Genomic DNA, 12,851 nt, shown 5'->3' with positions numbered 1-12,851 from the left:
GCGAGTAGTGAAAGCTGGAAATAGCTTCAAAAAAATAAAGTTGTTTCTTAAAAACGAAGTATAGATTTCTGTTTTTACAGGAATGACAATGTGAATTTAAAAAATTGAGTATGATACGAAAAGACACTTGGTATTAAAACAACTCTTTATTACTAATATCTAAATAGTTACGCTTTACAAACGCGAGAATTGTTTCGAGAATTTCGCCCATATTTTCGCAATCTTTAAACTTTACATCTCCCACATATTTTATTAAATGAGATTTTAAAAGCTCTACGTTTTCTGGGAAAGAAATCGTGTCTGCTTTCATACATTTTATCAAACGTGCAGTTCTTCTTGGCGCAGTAATCATCCTTTTTGCCATGAAAGAACGTTCTTCTATTTTATATTGTCTTATGGAATTGTTTTTTAGTTTTTTACCAACCATTTCTATCATCTTAAAGTTCTCTTTCATGAACTGTAAGTTATAAACTTTTAGGTTTCCTTCGAAAGATTGTTGATCGAAATCTATGGCTCTAATCTTATAAATAATATGGTCGAAATCGTGCGTTGGTGTAATTACATAGTTGTAAGAACGCATATCACCCAACAAGCGCACCAAACAACGTTCTTTAAATTTTACAAATTCTTTGGCGATTTGAGATTTTTCTAATTCTGTACAATGTGGCAAGAAATCTCGCATAAAGTCGTCTCCAGGAATTCCTGCAATATGTTCTTCTATTAAAGTGTCCTTGTAAACCAGAAAGTTCATGTTATGAGGAGAAAGAATATGTTCTAATTCCAAACCATAAACTCTAGAAGCATCCGCCTTTTTTACATAAAAATAGGTGAAATTATCATTTAAAATATTTCTAATTTTTATTCTGAATGGTTTCGAATTACCAAACGTACAATAATCAATAGCATCTACATTTAAAAAGGGTATTGCATCGTCATTTCCATCTGAATGCAACATTGTATAGACTTTTTTTAAACTTTTATCTATCTCACTCCTATCGGAATCTGAATAATAGGTACGAATCCAAAGTGTGTCTTCGTCATTTTTATCATAGACGGTTATTGAGCCTTGAAAACGCAGCAAATCGTCATAACAAATAGAATTTTTCATGTTTCTATTGTAGTTTTTTAGATACGCATGCAACATTTCATTTATGGGAAATGAAGGTTTTTTCTTAGACATCAATTTTTTTTCTACTGCCATCTTTTCTATTGATTTTCCTCAAAAATAAGAATAATTAAAGGATTATTTTAAAACGAATTATTTAAATCAGTTCAAATAATTTTCCAGGTAAAGGTTTTAAAACCCCTTTCATTTCCATCTGTAATAAAATAGATGATAATTGATAAATAGGAATATTACATTCCAAAGCAATTACATCTAATAATTGTTGTCCTTTTTGGTGTAACAAATCGTAAATTTTTTGCTCGTTTTCATTCAACTCCACAAATAATTGTTTCTGAATTACTTTGGGTTTTTCTTGAATATCCCAATTCAGCATTTTTACAATGTCTTTTGCTGATGTTAATAATTGTGCTCTGTTATTTTTTATGAGATTATTACAACCTTTACTGTAAATATCTGTTGTTCTTCCTGGAACTGCAAAAACATCTTTATCGTAAGAATTTGCAATGTCTGCAGTTACTAAAGAACCTCCTTTTTCTGCAGATTCTATGATTATTGTTGCTTTGGAAATCCCTGCAACAATTCTATTTCGTTTTAAGAAATTTTCTCTTAATGGTGTTTCTTCGTGCCAAAATTCGGTTAGAAATCCACCATTTTCATTTACTTGGTTGATGTATTTTTTATGAACTTTAGGATAAATTTCTTCTAAACCATGAGCTAAAACTGCAATCGTTTGCAACTTATTTTTAATAGCTGCTTTGTGAGCACAAATATCAACTCCGTAAGCAAAACCACTTACAATAATTGGATTGTGTTCTGCTAAATCGTCAATTAATTTGTTGCAAAAATCTCGTCCATAAGAACTCATATTTCTTGTACCAACGATTGATATGATTTTATCATTCGAAAAATCGATATTTCCATCTTTAAATAATAAAATTGGACTATCGATACAATGTTGCAAATTGGTTGGATAATCATCATCCAGAAAATAAGAATAATCAATCTTATTATCTTGAATATATTTTAGTTCTTGCTCTGCAGATTTGACGTTTTTTGTATCAAAAAGATGTTTTAAAACGTGATTTCCTATTCCGTTTATTTTTGATAAAGTTGTGGCTTTTTCATTGAAAATTTCAGAGACATCTCCCACATTTACAATGAGTTTCTTCGCTAAAATATCGCCAACTGCTTTCGATTTTTGCAAACGCAAAATAGCCAATAATTTTTCTTCTTCCACAGATAACAATTTGACAACCAAGATATAAAAAAATTGTTGATAATTTTTAGAGAACTTTCTTTTGTGAAACCCCAAAACTTATATATTTGTTACAATGATTTTAGCCAACTACATAAACGATTTATTATACAGATACGATTGCGTAATTGTACCAGATTTTGGAGGATTTGTAACCAATAAAATTGGTGCAAAAATAAATAGTGATACAAACACTTTTTATCCGCCAACAAAACAAATTACGTTTAATAGTTTGTTAAAACATAATGATGGTTTGTTAGCTAATTATATTGCTTCTTCTGAAAATATCTCTTTCGATAAAGCTTCTACAGCCATTTCTCTGTCTGTTATTAAATGGCAAAATGAGTTACAATCTAAATCTGTAGAAATAAATAATCTTGGTTTTTTATCTTTAAATGAAGAGAACCAAATTGTTTTTGAACCTAATACTGCTGTAAATTATCTAACAACATCTTTTGGTTTATCTTCTGTAGAATCTTCATCAATAAAAAGATACAAAGAACAAGTGAAACCTTTAATTCCTGCTGCTAAAACAACAGAGAAAAAAGGTGTTCCTGCTTTTATAAAATATGCAGCAACTGCGGCAATTTTATTAACATTAGGTTTTGCTGGTTACAATGGTTATCAACAAAACGAGCAAAAAGAAGTTTTAGCAAATCAGCAAAAAGATTTGGAAAAAAAGATACAATCTGCAACGTTTGTAATCTCTAATCCGCTGCCAACAATTGAGTTGAATGTGGTAAAAGAAACTGCAAAACCATATCATATTGTTGCTGGTGCTTTTCAATTTCCAGAGAATGCACAAAAGAAAGTAAATCAGTTAAAATCCAAAGGTTTTGATGCTAAAGTAATTGGCGTTAACAAATGGGGTTTAACACAAGTTACTTTTAATAGTTATTCCGATAGAAATGATGCTATTAACAACCTTTACAAGATTCAAGATTCTGTTTCTAAAGATGCTTGGTTATTAGTTAAAAAAGTAGATTAATTATCCTTTTTCTTTATCAATTTTAACATCTCTTTTAACGAAGTGATTAATTATCTTTACACAAAATTTATTTTTTGATGGAAGCAAAAACACCCAAAGATTCTTTAACCATTTTAACCGATTTAGTTTTACCTGGAGATACTAATTATTTAGACAATCTTTTTGGTGGAGAATTATTAGCCAGAATGGACAGAGCTTGTAGTATTGCTGCAAGAAGACATTCTAGAAGAATTGTGGTTACAGCATCTGTAAACCATGTTGCATTTAATAAATCTGTACCTGTAGGAAGTGTTGTTACAGTTGAAGCTAAAGTATCTAGAGCATTTAGATCTTCTATGGAAATTTATGTTGATGTTTGGATTGAAGACAGACAATCTGGGCAAAAAACTAAAGTTAACGAAGGTATTTATACTTTTGTTGCTGTAGATGAAACAGGAAAACCTGTACAGATTCCACAAATAGTTGCAGAAACAGCATTAGAAAAAGAACGTTTTGAAGGAGCATTAAGACGTAAGCAATTAAGTTTGGTTTTAGCAGGTAAATTAAAACCTAATGAAGCTACAGAGTTGAAAGCGTTATTTAATTAATTATTATGGAATTTTTTAATCACTATAAATTTATTGGAACCATTCTTGTAATTGTAGTATCTATTACATCACGTTGGATAATAACTAACTCTTTAAGAAAAATTCAACTAAAGTTTGGTTTTCAAAAAGCAAGAATATTAGTTACCAATAAAATAATTACAGTTCTCATTTATGTAACTGTGATTGTGGTTGTGGCTTTTATTTGGGGAGTAGATGAAAAACAATTACTAGTTTATGTTTCTTCTTTCTTAACCATTTTAGGAATTGCATTTTTTGCACAATGGTCTATACTTTCTAACATTACAGCTGGTATTATTTTATTTGTAAATTACCCTGTAAAAATTGGAGATTCTATTACCGTTTTAGAAAAAGACAATAATATAACAGGAGAAATTAGAGATATTGGTGCTTTTTTTATCACTTTAAAAACACCAGAGAAAGAACTAATTACATTACCGAATTCCATAATTCTTCAAAAAAACATAAAATATTCTCCACAACCAGAGAACAATTAATTCTTTGTTAAGTATAAATTACATAAAAAAAGCCAGTGAAAATTTCACTGGCTTTTTTGTTACTAAAAGTTCTAATCTAGAACTTATCTTAAATCTTTAGGGTCAATAATATTCTGTTCTAAAAGTTGTTTTATTACAATTTCTGTCATATCACTTTTAAAAGCAAATTCGTAACGAATATCTACAACATAGGCTTTTAAACGCATTTTTAAATACGAGCGACCTTCTTTTACCTCATTAAAAAATAAAACGTAAATAGGCTTATTTAAATAGATGTATTTAGATATTTGTGCAGACTCATTTGCTAATTGTCTAACTCGTTTTGTATCTACTGTAATTGGTAAATAAATTTCTGCTACAACTTGGCAATTGGCTTCACCTGTATTAGAATTCGACACAGATTGGTTCATTAATTCTCCATTTGGAATACTTACCAAAGAATCATCTGCAGTTACAATTCTAATAGAACGCAAACCAATTTCTACAACTTCGCCATAATGACTACCAACTTCAATTTTGTCACCAACCGTAAAAGGTCTGTCTAATAAAATAATAATTCCGCCAAAAATATTCTTAATAATATCTTGTGATGCAAAACCCACTGCAATACCTAAAGAAGCAGAAACTGCAATTAACGTTGCTGCTGGAGGTTGAAAAATTCCAACAATAATTAAAACGATGATAAAAATCCAACCAAAAATCTTAACTACAGGAATAATTCCTTTTATAGTAATACGTTGGTTTGTAAACTTTTCTGCATAACGTTCTAATAACTTAACAGTAAATTTTATTAATAAATAGCCAATAATAATAAATATAATTGCCCAAATAATTTTTCCTGCGGAAAAGAATTCCCAAATTGGTGGTGGAGTTAAGTTTTTTACTATTTTATCTTTAGTATTATTTACTTCTGCTTTTACTTCTTTTTTAGCTGCTGCTTTTACAATATTATTAACCTTCAGAGAATCTACTTTTAAAGTATCTACTTGCTGTATAGTTGAAGTTTGAATTGAAGAAAAAGCAGTATTATTTTTATGTATTGCCATTAAATTGACAGAAATAAAAAGGAATATGATAATTATTTTTTTCATGTTATCTATTTAATGAATCACATTTTTACTTTTTAATAAAGAGGTAATTTGACGATATAAAAAGATATTTATCGTGTAAAACTCTTCATTCTCCATTGTTAATAATCCTTTTTCGTATAAAGCGTGTACTATGTTTTTTGTATGTTGCTCATTTAAGCTAGAAAGAGTTACAATATCATCTATAGTTAACCTCTCTTGCAATAAAATACTATTTAACATCAATAATTTAACTGGTGATAATTTGTTTAAAAATGAAGTATTAATACTTTTTAAAGAACGCATATAAATGGTACTTCCAGAAACTTTAACAGTGGAACGAATCCAATACATAAAAGCAATTCTAAAATTACTTTGTGCAATTTTATTAATATCACTAAAAAATTCTTCTTTTAGAATTTCTTGCTGAACTTCTACAGGTGATTTTAAAAATTTTTTGGTTAAATAAGCAGCTGGTGGTTGTTCAAAATATAAATTATAACCGCTTATTTTATGTCTTTTAATTAAAGCTTCTTTTATGGTTTGTTTATCAATTTCATTCATTTCTATTTGATATGCAAAAAGCTCTGATATTTGTATAGATTTATCTAAATATTGAAACGCATATTTAGAAGAAGTAACAATCCAAAAAATATTCTTTTTGGTTTCAGTAATTAAGTTAGACAATAAATGAAGTACGTTAAAACCACCTACTTTTCTAAAATATAAATATTGTAGATCTTCTAAAATAATGATTCGCTTTTTTCCAGTGTTGAAAAACTCAATCCACTCTTCTATCGTATTAAAATCTTTTTTAAAAGAAGTATTTAGAAATGAAATAAACTCAATTGGTTCGCTAATATTTTCTTTTGATGATAAAAAAATGGCTTTTGGCATTTTTTTATGTTGACTTAAAAAATGATGTATTAAAGACGTTTTTCCTGAACCTCTTTCTCCAACAATTACACTAGCTGCATAATGGTTTTTACCAAATGATTCATAAGCTGTATTTAAATTTTGTAACGCTTCTGTTCTACCAATAAATAACGCATCATTTTGTAAAGTTTCTGAACGAAATAGACGTTGGTACACATAAGGTAATTCATCTAAAGCCTGTTCTGCTTGTTTTAAAAAGTCAGACAAATCGCTATTTACATCTGCAATTTCTTTATACAAACCTGTTCTAATTAACAAATTTTTTACACGTACTGCAGATTTTGTGTACTTATCCTTGGTATAATTAACTGCAATTGGTACAAAGTTTTTAACATTATTTATTACTTTTTCTTTAAGTAATTTACTTTTTTCAATAGATTTTGCTTTTGCAATAGACAATCTAATTTCTAAAATATTTTCTGTATCTGTTAATTCTAGAATACTTTTTTCGAATTTTTTGATACTTGGCAACAACAATTCACCATTTGAAATATTTAAATTGGCTAGTGTATTTTTTAATTCTTCAATTTTTTCTTCACTTCTATCTAAACCCTCTAAAGCAACTTTTTCTGGTGTGTTTTCTGTAGATATAACATCGTCAGAATCGTTTTCGAAAAGAGATAATGCAGATTCTAAATTAAATTCTGTTACCTGTGCTAACGCATTAATATCGTCTATAAAAGAAGTTACTTTTAGATTTAACTCTACTTTTGCTTCTTTAATTTTGGTAAGTAAACTTGGCCAACTTTGGTACGTTACTAACTCGTAGGGCGAAATATAATTTATAGATGAATTAGATGTTTTAGTACTAATATCCATATCTGAACTAATAGCTCTTTTTGTAGAGAGTGTTTTTAAAACTTGTAAAACATTTTCTTCAAATTGATTAATTTGTAATGGTAATTCTTGATTTGTAATACGAATTGTGGTTTCTTCAATAATTTTTTTGAAGTTCTTCTTTACATTTTTTAACTCGCTAACAACTGTACTTTTTATCTCTGTTTTCGTTTTTGCTTTTGAAATAGTGCTCTTTACATCAGATAAGTATTTTTTAATACAGTCTAATTCTTTTTGAATAACATTAGAACGTTTATCAATGGAGTTTTCTAAAACATCATACTTAAAAATTACACTAAAAATTATTTTAAATATTTCGATATCTAATTCCCAATCGCTCTCTAAAACACTAAATGTATTTTGCCAAAGTTTTCCTTCTTTCTGGCTTTTCTCGAAAACTTCTTTTTGATAGCTTTCAATATTATTCGTGTTGAAAAAATTGGCAGACAACTCAAAAGTATCTGCTTTATATAATGCTTCAGTATATCTTAAAGCATTCGCTTCAAAAATTTCTGTAAAAGCTATTTTATGCTGCTCGATTCTCGATTCTAAAGTTGGCAAATCCTTTAAATTAACCAATAATTCATCAGAAAAAGTTATTTCTTTTTTATCTGATAAAAGAAGTTCAATAGATCCATCAATTGCATTATCTATTTGCCAATAAGCATTTGTAATTTCTGATATTTCTTTATTTACTGCATCTAGAACTGTTGTTATATTTTTTGTAAGCTCACTTTTAAAATAATATGCTGTAACATTTTTAAAAGGAATTTCTTGTTCCCAAAAAATAACTTCTTTTTTATTTTTTCTAAAAACATTTGCTGTTTTTAAAGGAATTTTGGAGACATTAAACAATGTACGTTTAACTCCTTTTCTAAATTTTAGTGCTTTAGAATCTGTTTCTAAACCAAAAAATCTTTCTCTATCTTGTATTCTTTTTATAGAGGTTTCTAACGTTTCTAAATGTGAATCTAAACACGAATAATAATCGTTAAATGAAACTACCTCATCAGAATTTATAGAAAGGAAATAGCTAGAAACTATGTTTTCTAATTCATTTTTGTATGCATATAAGGTTTCTACCGCAACAGATTCCTCTTCATTTGTAAAGGTTTTACCTATGAGATTTTTTTGAAGATTCTCTATTTTTTGCATCGTATTATGATGCTCTGTAATTTTTTCTAAAAAAACAGACAGTAACTTTTCATTGAATAAAGTTACTATGGTGTTCTTCTGTTGTAAAATAATTTCTTCCATTAACGATTGTTGATATATCAAAGATATCTAATAAAAGTAAATAAATATAAAAAATTTATTTTATTGATAATCAGAAACTAAAAATGTAGTTTTTAAGGTTTTATTCTACTAAAACTTATCTTTTAAGAATCCAAGTAGAAGGATTTAAACGTGTGGTATTTTTGAAAAGTACAAATATAAGTTTTGTTTTTCCAGAAACTTTATCGGTAAAAATTGTCCCAATTTTTTGTCCTGTTTTTATTTTGTCTCCTTTTTTAACAAAAGTTCTTTCTAAATTATTATAAGAAGAAATGTAGTTTCCATGCTGTATTAACACGTTTTTTCTACCTTCAGAACTTACCAAAACATTTAAAACTACTCCATTAAATATAGCTTGTGCATTGTTTGCTTTTTGAGTTACAATGTGCAAACCTGTACCGTTTACAGTAATTCCAGGAAACGTTGGATGCGGCTGTTTACCAAATCTTCTAACAATAATACCTTCTTTAACTGGCCAAGGCAATTTACCTTTATTAAGCTCGAAATTTGCGGCTAAAGCTTTCGCTTCTGGACTTAAAATAAATTCGTTTTTCTTGGTAGATTTTGGTTTTGTTTTAAGCTTTGCTCTTGCAATTCTATTTGCTTTTTCAATTTCGTCTCTAATAATTTTATCAATTTTTTTAGCGACTTTTCTTTCTTCTTCAATCTTATTTTTAAGATCTCTTTTGTACTTATTTTCTTTCTTTTTTATAGTAGAAAGTAATCTTTCTTGGTTTTTTTTATCGCTTTCAATAATTAGTTTTTCATCTTTTTCAGATAAAATTAAAGTGTCTTTTTCTCTTTTTTTGTACAGTAAAGAGTCGTTTAATTTTTCTACTAAATCTGCTTGAACGCCAATCTCTTCACCTTGCTTTTTTCTAAATGAAGTATATTGTTTCATATACTCTAAACGTTTGTAGGCTTGATAAAAATTTTGCGAAGACAATAAAAACATTGTTCTACTTTGTTGAGATTTGCTTTTGTATGACTTAAAAATCATATCTGCATAATCTGCTTTTAAAGCAGTTAGTTTATCGTTTAATTCCTTTAAATTCTTTTCGTTCTTTTTTATCTCTTTAGATAAAAGCGCAGCTTCTAAATTTATTGTAGAAATTAATTTATTTCTAACCTCAATTTTCTGGTTTATATCTTTTAATTCTTCTAAAGCATTTTGTTCTTTTTTCTTCTCTTTAAAAAGTAGCGAATTTACTTGTTGTATTTCTTTTTTTAACTGTTTTCTCTGTGCTTCTAACTGTTTTCTAGTTTGCGAAAAAACTGAAAAACAACTAAAAAAAAGAATGAATAATGCTATATGTAATTTACTATTTATCACTATAAATTAACACGTTTATAACCATTAGGAATCGTAAAAGAAACATCAAAATCTGTATTAAACTCTACAGATTTCATTGTAAAATCTATATTTGTAAACTTACTCGCTTGTTTTGCTTTGATATTAATTTCCGATGGAAAAACAACATCATCTACCAAATTATATGATGGATATACCACATCTAAACGCATGTTTTTTAAGGAATTTACAATAGATTGTCTGTCTAATTTAAAATGTGAGGGATTTACTGCGTAGAAAATATCAAATAAATTGGCTTGTTTTTCTGGCGATAAAACGTAAGAATTATCTTGAATAATAACGTCTTGTTTTTTTTCTTTTACATTTTGTAAAGCTTGTCCTAGAAATAAGTTTTGTAATTGCTCAAAATTAATTTCTACACCTAATAATTTTTTAATCATAGAGAAATCTCCTTCAAAATAATTTTTACCTAAAGGCGAATAATAACTCACTTTTGTTGGTGTAATTTTGGCTTTAAAAACAGAGATAAATTTGGTTCCTTTTAACCAAATTACCTCATCTTTAATAATTCTCATATTTACAGAAATGCTCTGTTTAGTTTTACCATTATTAAAGCTAACTTTCATTTTTGCTTCTACAGATTTTTTATCAAAATTTGCTGAAACATGCTTTCTTGCTACTTTTTTTGCCGACATTTCTTTGGCAACTACATTTGCATCAATCATATTTTTGGTTGTTTTACAAGAAACAAAAACAATGGTTAAAACCAGGAAATATTTTATAAACTTCATCTTAACTTTTTAATTTTCTAGACTTTTCGTTGTACTTCTTTTCTTCTTTCGAATTTCCTAAACCTTTATAAGAAATTGCCATTTCTTTATAAAAATCTGCCTCCATATTGTCTTCAATTACAAAATCGATACCATTCTCTAATGTTGTTAACGCTTTTTTATAGTTTTTCTGATAATTTAAAGCTTTTCCTTTCATTAAATACACAAAAGGTTGTGCAGGAAAAAGTGCAATTCCTTCTTCACTATATTTTAATAAAGTAGTAGGATTTTTTAAAGAATTATTTAAAATCTGTTCTAAAATCTTATAAGATTTATCTGTAATAAATTGCTCTTCTAAAGAAGCTACATCTTCTATTTTTTTTGCAGTTGAAGTAGTCTCTTTTCTTTGATCTAGACCCTTTTTAAATCTTTTTAAACTTGCTGGCAAACCATTTTCTTTTTCCAAAACATCCATTAAAGCATACGCTTTTTCATATTCTTTGTTTTGTAAATATAAACGAACCAAATACCCTCTTTCTTTTTCCTTTAAAACAACAACTTTTTCCTGAATAATTATTGCTTTATCAAAATCTCGGTCTTTTACATGAATTTTCACTAAATGCTTTAACATCCAAATATTATTAGAATCTTTTTCAAGCGCTCTATCTATATATTCTTTAGCTAATAAATTATTTTTTAAGAGTAAGTAATTTTTAGAAAACTCAAAAAAAACAGAAACGTCTTCAGATAAAATCTGATTGCAACTTTCTAAATTCTGAATGGCTTGTTGGTAATTTTCTATTGATTTTTCTGATAAAGCTTTAAAAAAAAATTGTTGAAATTTTAATTCTTTTTCCTCGGTTAAATCTGTTGCAGCAGGAATACTGTCTTGAGCATAAGATTGAAATGAGAACAAAATAATAAAAAGAGAGAAGAGAGCAAACTTAATATAGTTTGCTCTCTTTGTGCTCTTTTCTTTATATTGAAATTTTAAAATCATTAAGTTAATTCTGTATAATCACCAATACTTACAGAAGTATACTTGCCATTATATTTTGCATGATTACCAATCATTGCATTGTTTAAATTGGCATTAGAAATTTCTACATTAGATTGAATCAAAGAATTTTCTATCGTAGAATTTTCAACCAAACTATTGGCTCCAATAGAAACATAAGGTCCTATTTTTGTATTTTTTAACACCACGTTTTCGCCTATAAAACAAGGTTGTATAATTTCTGAATTTTCTAAAACAACATCTTTAGAAACTAAATTATTACCTGCAGCATGTTCAAACTCTAAAACCTGTTTATTTGTATCTACAGTTGGGTCTTTTTTACCACAATCCATCCAAGTATTTACAGTTCCTGGAATAAATTTAGCGCCATCTTGTTTTAAAGTTTCTAAAACATTGGTTAATTGATATTCGTTATTTTCTCTTAAATCGTTATCAATTAAATATTGAATTTCATCTCTTACTCTATCTCCGTCTTTAAAATAGTAAATTCCAATAATTGCTAAATCTGAAACAAAATCTTTCGGCTTTTCTACAAAATCTTTTATAAAACCATTTTCTAATTTTACTACACCAAAAGCGCTTGGATCTTCTACTTGTTTTACCCAAATTGCACCATCTGCATTAGAATCTAATTTAAAATCTGCTTTAAATAAAGTATCTGCATACGCAACCACACAAGGTCCGCTTAAAGAATCTTTAGCACAAAAAAGTGCATGAGCTGTTCCTAAAGCTTCTTCTTGAACATAAACAGAACCTTTAGCCCCTAATTCTTTGGCTATTTTTAAAAGATTTTCTTCTGTATTTGAAGGAAATCCTTTTTTTGCTGGTCCAATTATAAATGCAATTTCCTCTATTTTTTCATCAATTACAGAAGAAATATCTTCAACTAATCTCTGTACAATTGGTTTTCCTGCAATTACTGTTAATGGTTTAGGAACTGTTAATGTGTGTGGTCTTAAACGAGACCCAATCCCAGCCATTGGTACAATTATTTTCATGTTTTTCTTTTATCTATAATAATGAACGCAATATACTATTAATTGATAGATTTTTAAAACTAGCAGTAGATTAAAGTTGTTACTAATTCTCACGGAAAACCGTGAGTTCTTTCACGGAAAACCGTGAGGTAAAAATTTCACTGTTTTCCGTGATTGTATTATTAATA

Annotated in this window: 11 protein-coding genes; 3 read left to right on the top strand and 8 right to left on the bottom strand. The window is 28.0% G+C overall.

Features of this window, described 5'->3' with window-relative positions; all coding sequences use genetic code 11:
- Positions 1-133: 133 nt before the first annotated feature.
- Positions 134-1,201 carry a hypothetical protein gene (locus H9W90_RS13575; RefSeq protein WP_187482121.1) on the bottom strand — a complete coding sequence of 356 codons (1,068 nt, stop codon included), beginning with the start codon at positions 1,199-1,201 and terminating at the stop codon, positions 134-136.
- A 61-nt stretch (positions 1,202-1,262) separates the two neighbouring features.
- Positions 1,263-2,363 (bottom strand): DNA-processing protein DprA, encoded by a 1,101-nt coding sequence (gene dprA, locus H9W90_RS13570; RefSeq protein ID WP_187482120.1) that lies wholly within the window; start codon positions 2,361-2,363, stop codon positions 1,263-1,265.
- A gap of 94 nt (positions 2,364-2,457) precedes the next feature.
- Between dprA and H9W90_RS13565 the strand changes: the two genes are divergently transcribed.
- The 3 genes from H9W90_RS13565 (at position 2,458) to H9W90_RS13555 (ending at position 4,471) form a co-directional block, all read left to right on the top strand.
- Complete coding sequence (locus tag H9W90_RS13565) at positions 2,458-3,369, top strand: HU domain-containing protein (RefSeq protein ID WP_187482119.1); 912 nt, start codon at positions 2,458-2,460, stop codon at positions 3,367-3,369.
- A 77-nt stretch (positions 3,370-3,446) separates the two neighbouring features.
- The gene (locus H9W90_RS13560; protein WP_187482118.1) at positions 3,447-3,956 is read left to right on the top strand and encodes an acyl-CoA thioesterase; all 510 of its coding nucleotides are present in this window, start codon (positions 3,447-3,449) and stop codon (positions 3,954-3,956) included.
- Between the two features lie 5 nt (positions 3,957-3,961).
- Positions 3,962-4,471 (top strand): mechanosensitive ion channel family protein, encoded by a 510-nt coding sequence (locus tag H9W90_RS13555; RefSeq protein WP_187482117.1) that lies wholly within the window; start codon positions 3,962-3,964, stop codon positions 4,469-4,471.
- An 83-nt stretch (positions 4,472-4,554) separates the two neighbouring features.
- On the opposite strand, the gene H9W90_RS13550 is transcribed toward H9W90_RS13555, so the two are convergent.
- The 6 genes from H9W90_RS13550 to H9W90_RS13525 form a co-directional block, all read right to left on the bottom strand.
- A complete protein-coding gene (locus H9W90_RS13550) occupies positions 4,555-5,562 on the bottom strand; it encodes a mechanosensitive ion channel family protein (RefSeq protein ID WP_187482116.1) in 1,008 nt (335 codons plus the stop codon).
- A 9-nt stretch (positions 5,563-5,571) separates the two neighbouring features.
- Positions 5,572-8,568 carry an ATP-binding protein gene (locus H9W90_RS13545; RefSeq protein WP_187482115.1) on the bottom strand — a complete coding sequence of 999 codons (2,997 nt, stop codon included), beginning with the start codon at positions 8,566-8,568 and terminating at the stop codon, positions 5,572-5,574.
- A gap of 115 nt (positions 8,569-8,683) precedes the next feature.
- Positions 8,684-9,919 (bottom strand): murein hydrolase activator EnvC family protein, encoded by a 1,236-nt coding sequence (locus H9W90_RS13540; RefSeq protein WP_187482114.1) that lies wholly within the window; start codon positions 9,917-9,919, stop codon positions 8,684-8,686.
- Positions 9,919-10,689 carry a lipoprotein insertase outer membrane protein LolB1 gene (gene lolB1 / locus H9W90_RS13535; RefSeq protein WP_187482113.1) on the bottom strand — a complete coding sequence of 257 codons (771 nt, stop codon included), beginning with the start codon at positions 10,687-10,689 and terminating at the stop codon, positions 9,919-9,921. The genes H9W90_RS13540 and lolB1 overlap by 1 nt, the downstream gene beginning before the upstream one ends.
- A 1-nt stretch (position 10,690) precedes the next feature.
- Positions 10,691-11,668 carry a tetratricopeptide repeat protein gene (locus H9W90_RS13530; RefSeq protein ID WP_187482112.1) on the bottom strand — a complete coding sequence of 326 codons (978 nt, stop codon included), beginning with the start codon at positions 11,666-11,668 and terminating at the stop codon, positions 10,691-10,693.
- Positions 11,668-12,684, bottom strand: a complete 1,017-nt coding sequence (locus H9W90_RS13525; protein ID WP_187482111.1) for a sugar phosphate nucleotidyltransferase — start codon at positions 12,682-12,684, stop codon at positions 11,668-11,670. The genes H9W90_RS13530 and H9W90_RS13525 overlap by 1 nt, the downstream gene beginning before the upstream one ends.
- Between the last annotated feature and the right edge of the window lie 167 nt (positions 12,685-12,851).

Origin of the sequence: Polaribacter pectinis (assembly GCF_014352875.1) — a bacterium.
Lineage (GTDB): Bacteria > Bacteroidota > Bacteroidia > Flavobacteriales > Flavobacteriaceae > Polaribacter > Polaribacter pectinis.
Note: the sequence above shows the minus strand (reverse complement) of the source record. Positions and strands in the feature narration are given on the sequence as shown.